General features: G+C 61.7%; 19 protein-coding genes and 1 pseudogene. 9 read left to right on the forward strand and 11 right to left on the reverse strand.

Going from position 1 to position 19,211, the window contains the following annotated elements; all coding sequences use genetic code 11:
* Window positions 1–52: 52 nt before the first annotated feature.
* From BLX42_RS15685 to BLX42_RS15700, 4 genes and pseudogenes are all read right to left on the reverse strand, one after another.
* Window positions 53–817, reverse strand: a pseudogene (locus tag BLX42_RS15685) (hypothetical protein); the annotation flags it as partial.
* A 10-nt stretch (window positions 818–827) separates the two neighbouring features.
* Window positions 828–1,316 (reverse strand): type VI secretion system tube protein Hcp, encoded by a 489-nt coding sequence (locus BLX42_RS15690; RefSeq protein WP_012312700.1) that lies wholly within the window; start codon window positions 1,314–1,316, stop codon window positions 828–830.
* A 239-nt stretch (window positions 1,317–1,555) separates the two neighbouring features.
* On the reverse strand, window positions 1,556–1,900 hold the full coding sequence (locus BLX42_RS15695; protein ID WP_003258412.1) for a cupin domain-containing protein: 345 nt from the start codon (window positions 1,898–1,900) through the stop codon (window positions 1,556–1,558).
* A gap of 124 nt (window positions 1,901–2,024) precedes the next feature.
* The gene (locus tag BLX42_RS15700; RefSeq protein WP_161872130.1) at window positions 2,025–2,909 is read right to left on the reverse strand and encodes a LysR family transcriptional regulator; all 885 of its coding nucleotides are present in this window, start codon (window positions 2,907–2,909) and stop codon (window positions 2,025–2,027) included.
* Between the two features lie 78 nt (window positions 2,910–2,987).
* Between BLX42_RS15700 and BLX42_RS15705 the strand changes: the two genes are divergently transcribed.
* Complete coding sequence (locus tag BLX42_RS15705) at window positions 2,988–3,752, forward strand: sulfite exporter TauE/SafE family protein (RefSeq protein ID WP_046784701.1); 765 nt, start codon at window positions 2,988–2,990, stop codon at window positions 3,750–3,752.
* Here the strand turns inward: BLX42_RS15705 and BLX42_RS15710 are convergent.
* Window positions 3,742–4,056 carry a putative quinol monooxygenase gene (locus tag BLX42_RS15710; RefSeq protein WP_046784702.1) on the reverse strand — a complete coding sequence of 105 codons (315 nt, stop codon included), beginning with the start codon at window positions 4,054–4,056 and terminating at the stop codon, window positions 3,742–3,744. The two genes, BLX42_RS15705 and BLX42_RS15710, sit on opposite strands and share 11 nt — an antisense overlap.
* A gap of 157 nt (window positions 4,057–4,213) precedes the next feature.
* Here BLX42_RS15710 and BLX42_RS15715 point away from each other — a divergent pair, with 157 nt between their 5' ends.
* The 3 genes from BLX42_RS15715 to ggt all read left to right on the forward strand — a co-directional run bounded on the left by BLX42_RS15715 (window position 4,214) and on the right by ggt (window position 7,575).
* A complete protein-coding gene (locus BLX42_RS15715; protein ID WP_046784703.1) occupies window positions 4,214–4,804 on the forward strand; it encodes an NAD(P)H-dependent oxidoreductase in 591 nt (196 codons plus the stop codon).
* A gap of 89 nt (window positions 4,805–4,893) precedes the next feature.
* Window positions 4,894–5,790 carry a LysR family transcriptional regulator gene (locus BLX42_RS15720; protein WP_161872131.1) on the forward strand — a complete coding sequence of 299 codons (897 nt, stop codon included), beginning with the start codon at window positions 4,894–4,896 and terminating at the stop codon, window positions 5,788–5,790.
* A gap of 117 nt (window positions 5,791–5,907) precedes the next feature.
* Window positions 5,908–7,575, forward strand: a complete 1,668-nt coding sequence (gene ggt / locus BLX42_RS15725; protein WP_046784705.1) for a gamma-glutamyltransferase — start codon at window positions 5,908–5,910, stop codon at window positions 7,573–7,575.
* Between the two features lie 130 nt (window positions 7,576–7,705).
* Here ggt and BLX42_RS15730 read toward each other — a convergent pair whose 3' ends face one another.
* The gene (locus BLX42_RS15730) at window positions 7,706–9,625 is read right to left on the reverse strand and encodes a methyl-accepting chemotaxis protein (protein ID WP_161872132.1); all 1,920 of its coding nucleotides are present in this window, start codon (window positions 9,623–9,625) and stop codon (window positions 7,706–7,708) included.
* 187 nt (window positions 9,626–9,812) lie between these two features.
* Window positions 9,813–10,697, reverse strand: coding sequence for a neutral zinc metallopeptidase (locus tag BLX42_RS15735; RefSeq protein ID WP_046784707.1), 885 nt, complete (start codon window positions 10,695–10,697; stop codon window positions 9,813–9,815).
* A 188-nt stretch (window positions 10,698–10,885) separates the two neighbouring features.
* Between BLX42_RS15735 and pcaH the strand changes: the two genes are divergently transcribed.
* Both pcaH and pcaG read left to right on the forward strand, forming a co-directional pair.
* Window positions 10,886–11,605: a protocatechuate 3,4-dioxygenase subunit beta gene (gene pcaH / locus BLX42_RS15740; RefSeq protein WP_046784708.1), complete on the forward strand. Its 720-nt coding sequence runs from the start codon at window positions 10,886–10,888 to the stop codon at window positions 11,603–11,605.
* A 10-nt stretch (window positions 11,606–11,615) separates the two neighbouring features.
* Window positions 11,616–12,221, forward strand: a complete 606-nt coding sequence (pcaG, locus tag BLX42_RS15745; protein ID WP_046784709.1) for a protocatechuate 3,4-dioxygenase subunit alpha — start codon at window positions 11,616–11,618, stop codon at window positions 12,219–12,221.
* A gap of 38 nt (window positions 12,222–12,259) precedes the next feature.
* Here pcaG and trmA read toward each other — a convergent pair whose 3' ends face one another.
* From trmA to BLX42_RS15760, 3 genes are all read right to left on the reverse strand, one after another.
* Entirely contained in the window at window positions 12,260–13,345 is a 1,086-nt protein-coding gene (gene trmA, locus BLX42_RS15750; RefSeq protein WP_125923831.1) for a tRNA (uridine(54)-C5)-methyltransferase TrmA, read from the reverse strand.
* Window positions 13,342–14,637: an NCS2 family permease gene (locus BLX42_RS15755; RefSeq protein ID WP_046784711.1), complete on the reverse strand. Its 1,296-nt coding sequence runs from the start codon at window positions 14,635–14,637 to the stop codon at window positions 13,342–13,344. The genes trmA and BLX42_RS15755 overlap by 4 nt, the downstream gene beginning before the upstream one ends.
* Window positions 14,638–14,791: 154 nt before the next feature.
* A complete protein-coding gene (locus BLX42_RS15760) occupies window positions 14,792–16,012 on the reverse strand; it encodes an MFS transporter (protein WP_125923832.1) in 1,221 nt (406 codons plus the stop codon).
* A gap of 346 nt (window positions 16,013–16,358) precedes the next feature.
* On the opposite strand from BLX42_RS15760, the gene BLX42_RS15765 reads away from it, so the two are divergent.
* The 3 genes from BLX42_RS15765 to BLX42_RS15775 are packed head-to-tail and all read left to right on the forward strand — an operon-like array spanning window position 16,359 to window position 18,969.
* On the forward strand, window positions 16,359–17,795 hold the full coding sequence (locus tag BLX42_RS15765; protein WP_046784713.1) for a cytochrome ubiquinol oxidase subunit I: 1,437 nt from the start codon (window positions 16,359–16,361) through the stop codon (window positions 17,793–17,795).
* A 3-nt stretch (window positions 17,796–17,798) separates the two neighbouring features.
* Window positions 17,799–18,806 (forward strand): cytochrome d ubiquinol oxidase subunit II, encoded by a 1,008-nt coding sequence (gene cydB, locus BLX42_RS15770; protein ID WP_012312717.1) that lies wholly within the window; start codon window positions 17,799–17,801, stop codon window positions 18,804–18,806.
* Between the two features lie 7 nt (window positions 18,807–18,813).
* Window positions 18,814–18,969: a DUF2474 domain-containing protein gene (locus BLX42_RS15775; RefSeq protein WP_080765861.1), complete on the forward strand. Its 156-nt coding sequence runs from the start codon at window positions 18,814–18,816 to the stop codon at window positions 18,967–18,969.
* Window positions 18,970–19,001: 32 nt separating this feature from the next.
* On the opposite strand, the gene BLX42_RS15780 is transcribed toward BLX42_RS15775, so the two are convergent.
* Window positions 19,002–19,211: methyltransferase (locus tag BLX42_RS15780; protein ID WP_161872133.1), on the reverse strand; the 210-nt coding region annotated here is incomplete at its 5' end.

The raw sequence follows: 19,211 nt of genomic DNA on the forward strand, positions 1-19,211 counted from the left end.
GTGTAGTGAGTAGTCATGCAGCACCTTACCTCGGGTGTTGCACTTGGTCACTGAGACCGCCACCTCCTTCAACATACTTCGCTCTTTTACAATCATCTTCACGCCCAAGTGTACACGCCTTGTGAATCTCCAGTCCTGTTCCTGCGACTTCTAGAGCTACACCAATGTAGGCGCCTTTTTTTATTAGGTTGGATGCTTTGGCTACACCTGCGACCTTATTGGCATAACCTGCAATCTCACCTGTATGTAAGTAACTCTTTGTGGATATTCCCAGCGTCCTTTTGATCGAGCTTTTGTTCCTTAGGCCTGAACCGTAAGCAGCCAGCTTGTTCAACTGCTCATCCAACTTCATGAACAAGGCTGAACGCTTCGCATAGAACTGATCGCGAGCCGCCATGGCCCCTGACCCGAGATGCTGCTGATGCAGCTTCTCGATATCCATCAAGGTAGCCTCGATAGCTTTGAGGTGCTTGCTCCACCCTTCACTGACCACGCCAGCGCCCGTGGATGCATGCGCGATGAGGCTCTTCAAGGTCTCGAAATTATCTATGAAAAAATTATCCACACCCTGGCCGTTGCGCATCAGCCCCATGTGCACAACTGCGGCCTGCCTCATCAACCAGGCTTCCTGGCTGGTACAGGAGGCGGTCGTGGGGTCGCCGATGATCATCAGTTCACCGCTACGGACCACTGTATCGGCAATATGTGCGTTGAGTACATCGAACTTTGCCAGCGAATGACCGGTTAATCCAAGGTCCGTTTTTAGCCGGTGATAGTTTTGCAACTTAAAATTGAGAAACGCACGGGCTTCTGACATGGTGCTGCCCTCACGCGTACTTTTTGTTACCGATACGGTCCCAACCTCCAGCGACATTGCCGCCGCCGGCGCCATCAAGGCGCCGCTGCTGAGTGTAGGTGGTCTTGATGCGGCCGTAATTGAGCTGCACCACTTCCAGCGGTACGCCCGTGTCAACGCACTGCGAATATTCGGCGATAATCACTTCTTCAAGAATGATTTCGTAATATTTCAGTTTATCGCCTCCGGCGCGACAGAGCGCCAGTTTCACTTCCTTTAAGTGTTGGCCGGTACAACTGGCCTCCATCAGTTTGCAACTGGCACTGTCGAGATATTTCCTGAAAGTGAAGTTGGTCACGGTGGTGCGCCCAGATGTAGCGCCCCCAGCGGAGCTCGCAGTGGCGGATGTGCTTTGGCTGACGCCAAAATCGTAACCAATTACTTCAATCCATTTTTTGTATTTCTCGTCCAGTGCTTCACCTGGAATGGTGTCGATCTGAATGTATGCATCAAAAGCCATGCTTACCTCTCCCTGGCAATTATTTTTACTGGGTAATGCTGCCCGGTGATATGGGCACATGAGTGCAGCCTAGGCCTGCAAAAAAACGAGCGCAATACGTTATGGGAGGCAGCGATGCGATTCAGAAAAGGACTACAAAGCTCGAAGGTAGGCTGAGAATTTATGTCAGAGGATTTAACTGTGGCCCTGTGGGAGATTTCGAGTTGCCCACAGGGCCGGGGCCGGGCTGGAGTTACAAATCAGGCGAAAACGAAATACTTGCGTACCGTCTCAACCACTTCCCAAGTCCCTTTCATCCCAGGTTCGATCACGAACACATCACCCGCCTTCAGGTGCTTGGGCTCTTCACCTTCCGGGGTGATGATGCAATAGCCATCGAGGAAGTGGCAGAACTCCCACTTCTCGTAGTTGACCTCGAACTTGCCCGGTGTGCAGATCCAGGTGCCCATGATCTTGCTGCCGTCGGCCGACAGGTAGGCATTGAGGTTGACAGTGTGTGGATCGCCACCGATGCGCTTCCACTTGGTGGCGTCCACGACCGGCGTCGGGCAGGTTTCGCGCAGGACGGTAATGAAATCGGACATGGCACAACTCCTGGTGACTGGCTGAATGACTCGACACCATAGGGCCATTGGCCGAGCCGCAGTTGCCTGGGCTCGACGCTCAGGTGCCTGACTGCGCTATGCGCATGCGTGTGGGGATGAGCGTTCAGGCCTTTGCCAGCCGCTCGACCAACCCGGCCGCATAGCCCGGCAACGCCGCAAAATCCCGTGCGCACAGCCGCAAGCGGCGATTCGCCCAATCCTCGCGCAGCGCCACCCAGTGCAGCGGCAACAGGCCTTCCCAGCGCTTCACGGCCGCCAGCGGCACCACGCCAACCCCGGCGCCACCCGCAACCATGCGGATCACCCCGTCAAAGCCTTCGGCGCGCACCCGTACGCGCATGCGCCTACCTTCGCGCAGGGCCTGTTCCTCCAGATACAACGCCAGGGCGCTGTTCGCACCGAGCCCGACATGCCCGTGGGCAAGGCTGTCGATGAAGCTTGGGGCAGGCTCCAAGCTGAGGGGGTGAGCCAGCGGTGTGATCAGCGCTAGCGGGTCGTCTCGGAACGGCAGGGTTTGTAGGTGCGTGCTGGGCGCAGCGGTGGAGATGATGCCCAGGTCGGCCATGCCTTGGGTGATCGACTGCACGATCCTCAGGCTCGGCATTTCCTGCACGTCGACGCTCACGCCAGGGTTGTCGGCCAGATACCCGGCCAGCAGCTCCGGCAGGTATTCGGTCAGCGCCGCCGTGTTGCACAGCAGGCGTACCTGGCCCTGCTGCCCCTGAGCGTACTGGCCCAGGTCGAACTGCAGGCGTTCGACCTGCTGGCCGATCAACCGCGCATGCTGAAGCAGCGCCTGGCCAGCCGGGGTCGGTTGCACACCGCGGCGGTTGCGTTCCAGCAACGCAGTACCGAGTGAGGCTTCCATGGCGCGGATTCGCGCACTGGCAGCAGGCAGCGACAGGTGGCTGCTGCGGGCCCCGGCGGTGATGTTGCCGCACTCCAGGGTGTGCCGGAACAGCGTGAGATCAATCAGGTCGAAATGCATCAGCCTCTGTCCTGGCGAGAGTCAGGGTGAGTATATGGCAGATTTTCAGCCACTGCGGTGCACGCCATGATGGTGGTCATGAATAACCTGATCGCTTTCTATCAACATATCGGGCCGGCCTTGTCCCTGCTGGTAATCGTGACTTTCGTGCTAGCTGGCGCGGTAAAAGGCGTGATCGGCCTGGGCCTGCCGACCATTGCGATGGGGCTTTTGGGCCTGGCTATGCCTCCGGCGCAGGCTGCCGCCTTGCTGATCGTGCCATCGACCATCACCAATCTCTGGCAACTGGCGGCGGGCGGCCATCTGTCGGCGTTGCTGCGGCGTCTTGGGCCGATGCTCGCCATGATCTTCATCGGCACGCTGGTCGGCAGTGCCTGGCTGGGGATCAACAGTGGCCCATGGGCGGCGCACGCGTTGGGCGCGGCGCTGCTGGTGTATGCGGTGTATGGCTTGATCGGGCCTGGCCTGCGGCTGGCGCCGGGCAGGGAAGGGTGGCTGGGACCAGTGTGCGGGGTGGTGACCGGCATCGTGACTGCCGCCACGGGTGTGTTCGTGATGCCCGCAGTGCCCTACTTGCAGAGCCTTGGCCTGAGCCGCGACGAAATGATCCAGGCATTGGGCCTGTCGTTCACCGTCTCGACCGTGGCGCTGGCCTTGGGGCTGGCCGGGCAAGACGCCCTGGGCAGCCAGGCACTGGGCGCTTCATTGCTGATGCTGGCGCCCGCGCTGCTGGGCATGCTGGCTGGCCAGTGGTTGCGGCAGCGCATCAGCGCCGAGCTGTTCAAACGGTGCTTCTTCATCGGCCTGGCCGCGCTGGGCGGCCATCTGCTGATCAACGGCTAGCGGAGGACGCACTGAGCATTTCGATCAGCTGGATATCGAAGTCGCGCTCCAGGTAGTCCATACGTTTTTCGAAGAACTCGACCATATGCGGCAGGGCCGAATGCACGTCCAGCGCTGCTTTGTTGGCCCACACCTCAAAGAATACGAACAGGCTCGGGTCTTCCTTGTCGCGCAGCATGTGGTATTCGATGCAGCCAGGCTCATTGCGGCTCGGTTCAACGTAAGCACGGAACAGGGTATCGAAGGCGTCGGCCATTTCCGGACGGGTCTTTGCCTTGAGAATGAAGGCGTATTGCTCGCTCATTGATCACAACTCGTTGGTGGAGGGTGAAGCGATTCTAAGGCAATAATAAGCTTCGTATTCGTGACTTATGGTCAATTGTATTTTGCCCCGCTCACTCTGTATCCCGTGACCCTGAATCGCTAATCTGCCGGCCATTGATTCTTGACTTGAGGTCAGCATGAAAAAGATTCTCCTGCTCAATGGCGGTAAACAATTCGCCCATTCCGAAGGTCGCCTTAACCAGACCTTGCACGACGCCGCCCTTGCTCATCTCGACCGAGCCGGTTTCGACGTGCAGCAAACCTTCATCGACGCGGGCTACGACGTGCAGGCAGAGGTGGCGAAGTTCCTCTGGGCCGATGTGGTGATCTACCAGATGCCGGGCTGGTGGATGGGCGCACCCTGGACCGTGAAGAAATACATCGACGAAGTCTTCACAGCAGGCCACGGCAGCCTCTACGCCAACGACGGCCGGACTCGCTCGGATGCTTCGCAGAAGTACGGCAGCGGCGGTCTGGTGCAGGGCAAGCAGTACATGCTGTCGCTGACCTGGAACGCACCGCAGCAGGCCTTCGACGACCCGAGCGATTTCTTTGAGGGCAAAGGGGTGGATGCAGTGTATTTCCCGTTCCACAAGGCCAATGAGTTTCTTGGCATGACCGGCCTGCCGACCTATCTGGCAGTCGATGTGATGAAGCGCCCGGATGTGCCGGCTGCATTGGCAGCTTATGAGGCGCATCTGAATAAAGTGTTCGGCATGGCTCAGTAAGTGCCTTTCAATAGGGCCGCTTCGCGCCCCCTTGCATAGAGGCCGATCAGCCGCTATCAATCACGGCATATCATTGTCAGGCCAATCCTGTGAAAACCCGATCCGAAGAACTCCAGGTATTCGTCGCCGTTATCGACTGCGGTTCGATTTCCGCTGCCGCCGAGCAACTGGGGCAGACCCCTTCGGCGGTCAGCCGCACATTGTCGCGCCTGGAGGCAAAGCTGGGCACTACGCTGGTCAATCGCACCACCCGGCGCATGGACCTGACCGAAGAAGGGCGCTTCTTCCTGGAACGCTCACGGTTGGTGCTCGAGCAGATGAATGACATGGAAGAGCGCCTGTCGATGAACCACCAGACGCCTTCCGGGCGCCTGCGCATCAACGCCGCAGCGCCGTTCATGCTGCACGCGATCTTGCCGTGGATCGGTGAATTTCGCAGCCAGTACCCCGACATCGAGTTGGAACTGAACACCGATGACCTGATCATCGACCTGCTCGAGCAGAGCACCGACGTGGCGATCCGCATCGGTGAGCTGGCCGACTCCAGCCTGCACGCGCGTTCGCTGGGGTGCAGCCCGGTGCAGGTACTGGCAAGTCCGGCGTACCTTGAGCGGCACGGTACACCGCAGCATGTCGAAGACCTGAACCATCACTGCCTGCTCGGTTTCAGCCAGCCCGAGTCACTCAACCAGTGGCCGCTGCGCCATGCCCAAGGGGACCGCTGGGCGATCCGCCCGGCGCTGATCGCCTCCAGCGGCGAGACCCTGCGCCAGTTGGCGCTGGCGGGGGAGGGTATCGTCAGCCTGTCGCACTTCATGACCCACGAGGACATCCGCGCCGGCCGCCTGCAGGTCATTCTGAGCGAGGCCAACAACGGCTACCGCCAGCCGATCCACGCTGTTTACTACCGCAACACGCAACTGGCCCTGCGCATCCAGTGCTTCCTCGACTTCATCCAGCGCAAACTGGCGATGTACGCCTGCTGAGTTGCCTGAACGCGACAAATCCTGTCCAAGGGCGGCGAAACTTCCTACATGTGATTGCACAGTCGAGACGCTTCGGCCTTACTGAGTGATCAACAAAAACAACACCAAGGAAGTGTCATGCGTATTGTCCTGTTCCAGTCCATGGCCCTCGGCGCCGCGATCTTGAGCTGTTCGTCGGCCTATGCGGTAACCCTGGAGGGTGGCGCGGTGGCCGCGCCCGATCAATATGGCGCACAGGTAGCCGCCGACATCCTGAAAAAAGGTGGCAACGCGGTGGATGCAGCAGTGGCCACCGCCTTCACTCTGGCGGTGACCTACCCTGAGGCCGGCAACATCGGTGGCGGCGGTTTCATGACCCTGTTCGTCGACGGCAAGCCGTATTTCCTCGACTACCGGGAAGTGGCGCCCAAGGCCGCGACCCGCAACATGTACCTGGACGAAAAAGGCGAGGTGATCGAGAACCTCAGCCTGGTCGGCGTGCGCGCAGCCGGCGTGCCCGGCACGGTGATGGGCCTGTGGGAAGCGCACGAGAAATTCGGCAAGCTGCCCTGGAGCGAGCTGCTGACCCCCGCCATCGGCTATGCGAAAAACGGCTTCAAGGTTGCCGAAAAGCAGTACCAGTATCGCAATGACGCGCAGGGCCTGTTCAAGACCGCGACCAACTTCAACGACTATTTCGGCACCATGAAGGTGGGCGAGTTGTTCAAGCAGCCAGAGATGGCCCAGACCCTCGAACGTATTGCCGACAAGGGCGTGAGCGAGTTCTACCAGGGCAAGACCGCCGACCTGCTGGTGGCGCAGATGCAGGCTGACAAAGGCCTGATCACCAAAGAAGACCTCAAGGACTACAAGGCCGTCTGGCGTGAGCCCATGGCCCTGAGCTGGCGCGGCAACGTGGTCTACACCGCGCCACCGCCAAGCTCGGGCGGCGTTGCGCTGGCCCAGTTGCTGGGCATCAAGGAAGACCGTGCGGCTGATTTCAAAGGCGTGGCGCATAATTCGGCGCAATACATTCACCTGCTGGCCGAGATCGAGAAGCGCGTGTTCGCCGACCGCGCCGACTACCTGGGCGACCCGGCCTTCACCAAGGTGCCGGTCGACCAGCTGATCGCCAAGGATTACCTGGCCAAGCGCGCCGCGCAGGTCAACCCGAAGGCCATTTCCGCGACCGACGATGTCAAACCGGGCCTGGAGCCGCACCAGACCACGCACTTCTCGATCGTCGACAAACAGGGTAACGCGGTCAGCAATACCTACACCCTCAACCTCGACTACGGCAGTGGTGTGGTGGTCAAGGGCGCGGGCTTTTTGCTCAACGACGAAATGGACGACTTCAGTGCCAAGCCGGGCGCAGCCAATGCCTTTGGTGTAGTGGGCGGTGATGCCAACGCTATCGAGCCGGGCAAGCGCATGCTGTCGTCCATGAGCCCGAGCCTGATGACCCGCGATGGCAAGGTTGCACTGGTGATCGGTACGCCCGGCGGCTCGCGGATCTTCACTTCGATCTTCCAGGTAATGAACAACCTGTACGACTACGGTATGCCCCTGGACAAGGCCGTGGCGGCGCAACGTGTGCACCACCAGTTGTTGCCCAAGGACACCATCTACTTCGACAGCTACGCACCGCTGAGCGGGCCGGTAGCCGACGACCTGAAGAAGATGGGTTACGTGCTGGAGGATCAGGGCTGGGAGATGGGGGATATCCAGGCGATCCGGGTGAACGGGGCGAAGCTTGAGACGGCTTCGGATCCGCGTGGGCGCGGGGTGGGGATGGTCGTTAAATAATCGGCTGTCAGCTCTACCATCATCACCGGCAAGCCGGCTCCTACTGGTATCGCGCAGCCTCGAGCCTTGCGTATCCCTGATGGAGCCGGCTTGCCGACAATGGGCCGCAAAGCGGCCCTAAAGTACGAGGTCAGACGCGGAACTGGCTGACCAGCGTCTGCAGGTGCCCACCCAGGCGCGCCAGCTCGACACTGGACGCCGCGGTCTCATCACTGGCCGCTGCGGTCTGCTCCGACACATCGCGCACATTCAGGATGCTGCGGCTGATCTCCTCAGCCACCGCGCTCTGCTGCTCGGCTGCCGCGGCAATCTGCTGGTTCATCGACTGGATGCTCGACACCGTGCTGGTGATGTTTTCCAGCGAAGTGCCGGCTTTGCGCGCCAGTTCGACACTGCTGTCGGTCAGGGTGCGGCTGCCTTGCATGGCGTTGGCCACTTGCTGGGTGCCATGTTGCAGGCCAGCCACCAATTCTTCGATCTCTTCGGTGGATTTCTGCGTACGCTGGGCCAAACCACGTACCTCGTCGGCGACCACGGCAAAGCCACGGCCAGCCTCACCGGCACGGGCGGCTTCGATGGCAGCGTTGAGCGCCAGCAGGTTGGTCTGTTCGGCTACCGACTTGATCACATCCATGACACTGCCGATTTTCTGGCTTTCCTGCTGCAGCAGGTTCATGGCTTCGGTGGAGCGGTGCACTTCCTCGGCCAGGCGTTCGATCTGGCTGATCGCTTCACCGACCACGCGATCACCTGCGCGTGCTTCGTCATCGGCGCCGGTCGCTGCGTGCGAAGCCTGCTCGGCATTGCGCGCCACTTCCTGAACGGTCGCGGCCATTTCGTGCATGGCGGTAGCGACCTGGTCGGTTTCGACCTTCTGGCTGTTTGCGCCAGCGCTGGTCTGCTCGGTGACCGCCGACAGTTCCTCAGCGGCGCTGGCGATCTGCGTGACACCGTCGCGGATGCCGGTGATGAGCTCGCGCAGGGTGGTGCCCATGCGGGCGATGCCCTGCTGCAGCACGCCGATTTCGTCGCGACGGGTAACCCGCAGGTCGTGGGTGAGGTCGCCACCAGCGATGCGCTCCACCGCTTGCAGCGTGTCATGCAGCGGGCGGGTGATCTGGCGGGTGATCAGCACCGCCGCCAGTACACCGACCAGCAGGGCCAGCAACGTGGCGATGGTCTGCAGGCTGCGCGCCTGGGCGCTCTCGGCGTCGCGGCGGTCGATCTGGATCTTGTACAGCGCGTCGCTGCGCTTGACGATATCGCCGCCCTGCACGGTCATCTCTGCACGGGCGGTGGTGATGTCGGCGACTGCATCGCGGAACTGGCGCACGGCCTCGCGGTAGGCCTGTATCGATTGCTCCAACTGCTGCACGCGCGTGGCTTCGGCAGGCAGCTGACGCTTCAGGTTGTCGATCTCGGCAAGTGCCGACTCCAGCTGGCGCAGGGCGGCCTGTTCGTTGGCCGCAGAGTTGTCGGCGATATAACCGCGCACATCCACTCGCACTTGCAGCAGTTGCTGGCGCGCCTTGCTGATCAGTTGGTATTGCGACAAGCGCACGCTATCGGCTTCGGGGCGGCCCATGACTTCCTCGCCGAGCAGATCCATGGCCGCGTCGGCCTTGGCAGCCGATACATTCATCGCGTCACGTGCAGCCAGCGAGCCTTTGTAGCCGGCACGCATCTTGTTCAGCGAAACCTCGTACTCGCTGATGGTCTGGCCCAGTTCTTTGAGCAGCTTGACGTTTTCCGGGCTCTTGAAAGTACTGACCAGGTATTCTTGCTGTTTGCTGAAGGCATCCAGCTTGGCCTGGGTGTTGGCTGCGGCAGCATCGTCGCCATTGGCGATCATGTACTGCAGGCGCGCCACGCGCAGGTCGGTCAGGTCTTTGTTGAGCTTGCCGATATCGCCCATCCAGTTGCTGCGGTCGATGAGGCTGCCCAGGCTGTTCCAGCCGGTCAGGGCCAGCAGGCCGGTGAGGACCAGCACCAGGCCGAAGCCCAGGCCGAGTTTGAGGTTGACGCTGATGTTGGCAAACCAGCTGTTCATGCACGCTCTCCAGAAATGATTTCGCTCACTTGATCAATTTTCGATCGCGAGGCGTTGTTGTTCTGGATGCCCGCTGAATCGTGCAGGGGTTATCGGCAAATGGCGGGGAAGCTGAAACGCTTTTTCAGCTCAATTGCAACACCACGCGCGGCAGCGGGCTTGCCGCGCGCAGGGACCCCTTGAAATTTCAAAGGCTTCGCGCACTGAACGTGTCGCAGCTGTTCACATCGCCCTGGGCAAACCCGGCCTTGAACCAACGCACCCGCTGCGCCGAGGTGCCATGGGTAAAGGAGTCAGGTACCACGCGCCCCTGGCCCTTTTGCTGCAGTCGGTCATCACCGATGGCATTGGCAGCATTGAGCGCTTCCTCGACATCCCCTGGCTCCAGCCAGTTCAGGCGTTGCTGCGCCTGGTAAGCCCATACCCCGGCCAGGCAGTCGGCCTGCAATTCCTGGCGCACCAGCAAGCCATTGTCACCCTCCAGGCGCTGGCCTGCACGGCGCGCGGCATCGACCTTGGCCGACACGCCAAGCAAGGTTTGCACGTGGTGGCCGATCTCGTGGGCGATCACGTAGGCCTGGGCGAAGTCGCCTGCGGCGGCGAAGCGGGTTTCCATTTCACGGAAGAACGACATGTCCAGGTACACCCGCTGGTCGGCCGGGCAGTAGAACGGCCCCACCGCCGCTGAAGCGAAGCCGCAGGCGGAATTCACCTGGCCGCTGAACAGCACCAGCTTAGGGTCGCGATACTGCTTGCCAGCCTGCGAGAACAGAGCCTTCCAGGTGTCTTCGGTGTCGCCCAGGATCGAGGCGACGAACTGGGCCTGCTCGTCGTTGGCCGCTGGGGCCTTGTTGCCCGCACCGCTTGGGGCTTGCTGCTGCTCCATCTGGCCAGTGAGCTGGCCGAGGATCTGCAGCGGGTCCTGGCCAGTGAGCCAACCGATGCCGACGATCAGCAAGATGGCCCCGAGCCCCAGGCCCTTGCCGCCGCCAAAGCGCATGCCACCACCGCCGCCGCCTTGGCCACGGGCATCGACCACATTGTCGCTACGACGGCCTTTTCGCCATTCCATGAAGTGCACTCCAGAGCCTGAAACATGAAGACAAAGGTTAGTTCACGCCAGCCAAAGGTACTAATGCATAACCATTTGGTTAAGTAACGGTCGGCGGAATTCAATATTCATCTGGGGCGACCTATCCGAAACTGCAAGTCCGCCTGCGAACCACAGGCGCTTTGATAACTCCAAGAGAGGAAAACGGCATGCCCGCCCAGGACAACAGCCGCTTCGTGATCCGTGATCGCAACTGGCACCCCAAGGCCCTGACCCCCGACTACAAGACTTCCATTGCCCGCTCGCCGCGCCAGGCATTGGTCAGCATCCCGCAGTCGATCAGCGAAACCACCGGCCCGGACTTCACCCACCTGGGCTTCGGCGCCCACGACCATGACCTGCTGCTGAACTTCAACAACGGCGGCCTGCCGATTGGTGAGCGCATCATCGTTGCTGGCCGTGTCGTCGACCAGTACGGCAAGCCAGTGCCCAATACCTTGGTAGAGATCTGGCAGGCCAACGCCGGCGGCCGTTACCGCCACAAGAACGACCGCTACCTGGCCCCGCTGGACCCGAATTTCGGTGGTGTCGGCCGCTGCCTGACCGACAGTGAAGGCTACTACAGCTTCCGCACCATCAAGCCCGGCCCATACCCATGGCGCAACGGCCCGAACGACTGGCGCCCGGCGCACATCCACGTCGCTGTCAGCGGCCCGTCGATCGCCACCAAGCTGATCACCCAGCTGTACTTCGAGGGCGACCCGCTGATCCCGATGTGCCCGATCGTCAAGTCGATCGCCAACCCTGAAGCGGTGCAGCAACTGATCGCCAAGCTCGACATGAGCAACGCCAACCCCATGGATTGCCTGGCGTACCGCTTCGACATCGTGCTGCGCGGCCAGCGCAAAACCCACTTCGAAAACTGCTGAGGACCCCGCCATGCCAATCGAACTGCTGCCGGAAACCCCCTCGCAGACCGCCGGCCCCTACGTGCACATCGGCCTGGCCCTGGAAGCGGCCGGTAACCCTACCCGTGATCAGGAAATCTGGAACCGTCTGGCTAAGCCGCAGGCACCGGGCGAACACATCCTGCTGATCGGCCAGGTGTATGACGGCAACGGCCACCTGGTGCGCGATTCATTCCTGGAACTCTGGCAGGCCGATGCCAATGGCCAGTACCAGGATGACTACAACCTGGAAAACGCCTTCAACAGCTTCGGTCGCACCGCCACCACCTTCGATGCCGGTGAGTGGACCGTGCAGACCGTCAAGCCCGGTGTGGTGAACAACGCTGCCGGTGTGCCGATGGCCCCGCACATCAACATCAGCCTGTTTGCTCGCGGCATCAACATCCACTTGCACACGCGGCTGTATTTCGATGATGAGGCCGAAGCGAACGCCAAGTGCCCGGTGCTCAACCTGATCGAGCAGCCGCAGCGCCGTGAAACCTTGATTGCCAAGCGTTGCGAGGTGGATGGCAAGACGGCCTACCGTTTCGATATCCGTGTTCAGGGGGAAGGGGAGACGGTCTTCTTCGACTTCTGAGTGTATTGGGGCTGCAAAGCAGCCCCAATTTCCGTCAATCAGCGCCGAACCAGCAATACCCCACTTTCCATGTGGTGGGTATACGGGAACTGGTCAAACAACGCACAGCGTTCGATGCGGTGCGTGTCCTGCAACTGCTCGATGTTGGCCGCCAGCGTTTCTGGATTGCACGAGATATACAGAATCCGTTCAAAACGCCGTGTCAGCTCGCAAGTATCCGGGTCCATCCCCGCACGTGGTGGGTCGACGAACACGGTCCCGAACGCATAACTCTTCAGGTCGATCCCTTCCAGCCGGCGGAACGGACGAACCTCGTTCAGCGCCTGGGTCAGCTCTTCCGCTGACAGGCGCACCAAGCGCACGTTATCCACCGCGTTCTCTTCGAGGTTGCTCAGGGCGGCGTTGACCGAGGTCTTGCTGATCTCGGTGGCCAGCACCTGGCGTACGCGGGTGGCCAGCGGCAGGGTGAAATTGCCGTTACCGCAGTACAGTTCCAGCAGGTCGTCATCGCGCTCGCCGATGGCGTCGTACGCCCAGCTCAGCATCTTCTGGTTCACCGCGCCGTTGGGCTGGGTGAATGCGCCTTCCGGCTGGCGATAGCTGAACACCCGGCCAGCCACGTCAAGTTTTTCCACGGCGTAATCACGGCCGATGACCAGCCGCTTGCCCTTGGAGCGGCCGATCAGGCTCACGCCCAGTTCTTCGGCCAGTTGCCGTGCTGCCACTTCCCAGGCCTCGTCCAGCGGGCGGTGGTAGCACATCGTGACCATCGCATCGCCGGCAAGGGTGGTGAGGAACTCCACCTGGAACAGCCGATTGCTCAGTTCTTCACTGGCCTGCCAGGCAGCCTTGAGGCGCGGCATCAATGCGTTGATGCGCTCGCTGGCGATGGGGAAATCGTCGATCAGGATGGCCTTGTGCTTCTCGCCCGGGGCGAACATCGCATAGTGGCGCTGGCCATCCTCGCGCCACAGGCGGAACTCGGCACGCAAGCGGTAATGCTCGCGCGGTGAGTCGAACACAGCGGGCTGCGGCGCGCCGAAGGGGGCCAGCAGCTCGCGCAGGCGGGTAACCTTGGCCTGCAGTTGCGCGTCGTAGGCGCTAGGGTCGAAGGCAGCACTCATGCGTTGAACCAGCCCAGCTTGATGACGAACAGGATGGAAAGGATCACCAGTGCCGGGTTCAGGTCGCGGCGGCGGCCGGAAATCAGCTTGACGGCGGTCCAGCAGATGAAGCCGAAGGCGATGCCGTTGGCGATCGAGTAGGTCAGCGGCATGGCCAGGGCGGTGACCACCACCGGTGCGGCCTCGGTCACGTCGTCCCAGTTTATTTCCGCCAGGCCCGAAGCCATCAGCACGGCGACGAACAGCAGCGCCGGTGCGGTGGCAAAGGCCGGTACGCTACCGGCCAGCGGGGCGAAGAACAGCGCCAGCAGGAACAGCACGGCCACCACGATGGCGGTCAGGCCGGTGCGGCCACCGGCGCTCACGCCTGCCGCCGACTCGATGTAGCTGGTGGTGGTCGAGGTGCCCAGCAGCGAACCGGCCATGGCCGCAGTGCTGTCGGCGATCAGGGCACGGCCCATCTTCGGCATGTGGCCGTCCTTGCCCATCAGGCCGGCGCGCTTGGCCACGGCGATCAGGGTGCCGGAGTTGTCGAACAGGTCGACGAACAGGAAAGCGAAGATCACGCTGACCAGGCCTACGTCGAGTGCCCCGGCGATGTCCAGCTGCAGGAAGGTCGGTGCCAGCGAAGGGGGCATCGACACGATACCGCCGAACGGCGTGACGCCCATGGCGATCGCAGCGACCGTCACGGCGAGAATACCGATCAGCACCGCGCCGCGCACCTTGAGCGCTTCAAGGCCCACGATCAGGAAGAAGCCCAGCGTGGCAAGGATCACCGACGGCTGCTTGAGGTCGCCCATGCCCACCAGGGTGGCCGGGTTATCGACGACGATGCCGGCGTTATGCAGGGCGATGAGCGCCAGAAACAGGCCAATGCCCGCGGCAATGGCCGAGCGCAGCGGCAGCGGGATGCTGTTTACGATCCACTCGCGGATGCGGAAGATCGACAGCAGGAAGAACATCACCGCCGAGAGGAACACCGCGCCCAACGCGACCTGCCAGGTGTGCCCCATGTGCAGGACCACGGTGTAGGTGAAGAACGCGTTCAAGCCCATGCCCGGCGCCAAGGCGATGGGGTAGTTGGCGATCAGGCCCATGGTCGCCGAGCCGATGGCGGCAGCCAGGCAGGTGGCGACGAAGATCGCGCCCTTGTCCATGCCGGTTTCGCCAAGAATGCTCGGGTTGACGAACAGGATGTAGGCCATGGCCAGGAAGGTGGTGACGCCCGCAAGAATCTCGGTGCGCACGTTGGTGTTGTGTGCTCTTAGTTGAAACAGCCTTTCCAGCATGCCCGCTCCCCGAGGCGCCCCCGGCGCCGTGAATGTATCGACCCCATCAGCAAAGCACAGACCGTAACGGCTGCCGTGGTTTTGCGTGGGGAGGAAAAAAGCCGCGCATCATACCAGCATGACTGGCAGGGGCCTATGGCCGTTCAGGCCCCCGTCAACCATTGTGCAACCGATCCCGCGTGGCCAGTGTCGGGAACAACTTTATCCACACTCCGGTCACCACCAAGGTGCCGACGCCCCCCAGCACCACCGCCGGCACCGTGCCGAACCAGTGCGCCGTGACCCCCGATTCGAATTCACCGAGCTGATTGGAGGCACCGATGAACAGGCCGTTGACCGCGCTTACCCGGCCCCGCATCTCATCCGGCGTCTCCAGTTGCACGAACGCACCGCGTATCACCATGCTGATCATGTCTGCTGCACCCAGCACTACCAGTACCGCCAGCGAGAACCAGAATGAGGTCGACAGGCCAAAGGCGATGGTGGCCACGCCGAACACCCCGACTGCGGTGAACATGGTGCGGCCGACCTTGCGCTCCACCGGGAAGCGCGCCAGCCAGAACGACATCAACAGCGCGCCCACCGCTGGCGCCGACCGCAACAGGCCCAGGCCCCACGGGCCGGTGAGCAGGATGTCCTTGGCGAACACTGGTAGCAGCGCGGTGGCGCCACCCAGCAGCACGGCGAACAGGTCGAGGGAAATCGCCCCGAGAATGTCTGGCCGGCTACGGATGAAACGCACGCCTGCCAGTAGCGACTCCAGGCTGGCGCGACCGCGTTGCGGCACTTGCTGGCGCGAATCCAGGGTCAGCATAAGCAGGCAGGCAATGGCATACAGGGCCACGGTCGGGCCATACACCCAGGTACTGCCGAAGGCATACAGGAGCCCGCCCACGGCCGGGGCGACGATGGTCGCCGCCTGGGTGGCCGAGGCTGAGGCCGCTACGGCCCGAGGAAACAGCCCGGGCGGCACCACATTGGGCAGCAGCGCCTGGGTGGCGGGCATTTCGAACGAGCGGGTGGCTCCGAGCAGGAAGGCGAGGGCGAAGATCAGTTCGCGGCTGACGTTGTCGGTGGCGCTGCCCAAGGCCAGCACCAGGGCGATCAACCCCTGCAGCGTCTGGCACAGGGCCGCGACCTTGCGCCGGTCATAGCGGTCGGCGACGTGGCCGGTGTGCAGCATGAACAGCACCCGCGGCGCGAATTCGACGAGGCCAACCAGGCCCAGGTCGAGCACATTGCCGGTCAATTGGTAGAGGTGCCAGCCAATGGCAACGGTAAGCATCTGAAAACCGCTGGCGGTGAACACCCGGGCCAGCCAAAAGGCAATGAAAGGGCGGTGATGGCGCAACAACTGCGGTGCGGAATCGGACATCGGAAACCTGTGGCCTCGGCGCAGTAGAGGGGGGCGGCAGATTATCATCTGTTTGTAACAAACGGTTACTGTTTGCCGTTGTCGACACGGTTTCTTCGGCTCTGGAAGGGGGTGGGGCAACCGGTCACGCGGCAAACAACCGCACCGCCTGCCGGGCCATTCGGGACTATGCTTGCTATCAATCGTTGATCTGGATCAATCGTTCCAGAAACAACGATTTGGCCAGTGGGCCGAAATCCCTGCGATCGAACAGAACAATTCCAACGTGCCGCACTCGACACTAACGCGGGGGCAGTGGGCGACGGGCCACGAGCCCGGAAGCCGGATTACCTGAAGAGGAAGCACCATGTTCGGAATAGAAGCCCTCGAGCTCGCCCGAATTCAGTTTGCCTTTACCGTGTCGTTCCACATCCTGTTCCCGGCCATCACCATTGGCCTTGCGAGTTACCTGGCGGTTCTCGAAGGCCTTTGGCTGAGGACCCATGAGCAGGTCTATCGTGACCTTTACCACTTCTGGTCGAAGATCTTCGCCGTCAACTTCGGTATGGGGGTGGTTTCCGGCCTGGTCATGGCCTACCAGTTCGGTACCAACTGGAGTCGTTTTTCCGACTTCGCCGGCGCTGTCACGGGCCCCCTGCTCACTTATGAGGTGCTTACCGCGTTCTTCCTCGAGGCGGGCTTCCTCGGCGTCATGCTGTTTGGCTGGAACCGCGTGGGCCGCGGCCTGCACTTCTTCTCCACCGTGATGGTGGCATTGGGTACGCTGGTGTCGACCTTCTGGATCCTGGCGTCCAACAGCTGGATGCAGACCCCGCAAGGCCACGAGATCATCGACGGTCGGGTCGTCCCGGTGGACTGGCTGGCGATCATCTTCAACCCGTCGTTCCCCTACCGCCTGATGCACATGGCCACCGCCGCGTTCGTTGCCACCGCCTTCTTCGTTGGCGCCTCGGCGGCCTGGCACCTGCTGCGCGGGCGCGATAACCCGGCGGTGCGCAAGATGCTGTCGATGGCCATGTGGATGGCGCTGATCGTCGCCCCCATCCAGGCTGTGATCGGTGATTTCCACGGGCTTAACACCCTCAAGCATCAGCCGGTGAAAATTGCCGCAATCGAAGGCCACTGGGAGAACGTTCCCGGTGAGCCAACCCCGCTGATCCTGTTCGGCATCCCGGACATGGAAGCCGAAACCACCCGCTTCAAGGTCGAAATCCCGGCGCTCGGTAGCCTGATCCTTACCCACAGCCTGGATAAGCAAGTGCCGGCGATGAAGGAGTTCCCGCCCGAGGACCGTCCCAATTCGACCATTGTCTTCTGGTCGTTCCGGGTCATGGTCGGGCTTGGTTTCCTGATGATCTTCGTTGGCCTGTGGAGCCTCTGGCTGCGCAAACGCGGCACCCTCTACACTTCACGCCCGTTCCTGTACCTGACACTGTGGATGGGCCCATCGGGCCTGATCGCCATTCTTGCCGGCTGGTTCACCACCGAGATCGGCCGCCAGCCGTGGGTGGTGTACGGCCTGATGCGTACCTCGGAGGGTGTCTCCAACCATAGCTACGCCCAGCTGGGCTTTACCCTGATTGCATTCGTGGTGGTGTACTTCGCGCTGTTCGGCACTGGCCTGGGCTACATGATGCGCCTTGTGCGCAAAGGGCCGAAAACGGGCGAGGGCGACGAGCACACCCCTGGCGGTCCCGGCCAGAAACGCACGCCGGCACGGCCGCTTTCCGCCGCCGATGAAGGCCGCAAGGCCACTGCCCCCAGCCTGAGCAAGGAGAACTGAGCCATGGGTATCGACCTTCCGCTGATCTGGGCCGTGATCATCATCTTCGGTGTCATGATGTACGTGGTGATGGACGGGTTCGATCTGGGCATCGGCATGCTCTTCCCGTTCGTCAAGGCTGAGCAGGACCGGGATGTGATGATGAACACCGTCGCCCCCGTATGGGACGGTAACGAAACCTGGCTGGTCCTGGGCGGCGCCGGTTTGTTCGGGGCCTTCCCGATGGCCTATTCGGTGGTGCTCGAAGCGCTTTATCTGCCGCTGATCCTCATGCTGATCGGCCTGATTTTCCGCGGAGTGGCCTTCGAGTTCCGTTTCAAGGCCAAGGATGACAAGCGCCACATCTGGGACAAGGCGTTCATCGGCGGTTCACTGGTGGCGACTTTCTTCCAGGGGGTCGCGCTGGGGGCATTCATCGAGGGCTTCAAGGTAGTGGACCGGCATTACGCCGGCGGCACGCTCGACTGGCTGACCCCGTTCAGCCTGTTCAGTGGCCTGGGCCTGATCGTCGCATACACTTTGCTCGGGTGCACCTGGCTGATCATGAAGACCGAGGGGCCTCTGCAAGCGCAGATGCACAAGCTCGGCCGGCCGCTGGCCCTGGTGTTGCTGGTGGTGATCGGCATCGTCAGCCTGTGGACGCCGATCGCTTACCCACAGATTGCCGATCGCTGGTTCAGTATGCCCAACCTGATCTGGTTCATGCCGGTACCGCTTCTCGTGCTGGTAACGTTCTACGGTTTGTTCAAGGCAGTGGCGCGCAGTGCCAACTACACCCCGTTCCTGCTGACGTTGGTGCTGATCTTCCTTGGCTACAGCGGCCTGGGCATCAGCCTCTGGCCGTATATCATCCCGCCGTCGATCTCGATCTGGGATGCAGCTGCGCCGCCACAGAGCCAGGGCTTCATGCTGGTCGGCACATTGTTCATCCTGCCATTCATCCTGGGGTATACCTTCTGGAGCTATTACGTGTTCCGCGGCAAGGTCACCCACGAAGACGGCTATCACTAGGAGGCCCATCATGGCTGGCAAACATGGCCTTGAAGAGAAGAAACCCCTGTGGCAACGCCTGGGCTGGTTGTTGCTGATCTGGGCTTTGAGCGTGGCCGCCCTGGGCGTGGCGGCCTATGTGATGCGGCTGTTCATGAGCGCGGCGGGGCTGACCACGCATTGAGGGCCGTGGGGCTGCACTGAGCAGCCCCCGCTTCACTTGCGGGCTTTGAGGATCACGAACTTCGGTGTCGCGGCCACCTGTTCAACTCCCCGGAACAGGCGCGCCAGCTTGCTGTGATAGCCCAAGTGGCGATTACCGACGATATACAACGCACCGCCGACCACCAATGCCTCACGCGCCTGCTGGAACATGCGCCAGGCAAGGAAGTCGCCCACCACCTGCTGTTGATGGAACGGCGGGTT

Source organism: Pseudomonas sp. SG-MS2, assembly GCF_009933855.1.
Lineage (GTDB): Bacteria > Pseudomonadota > Gammaproteobacteria > Pseudomonadales > Pseudomonadaceae > Aquipseudomonas > Aquipseudomonas putida_E.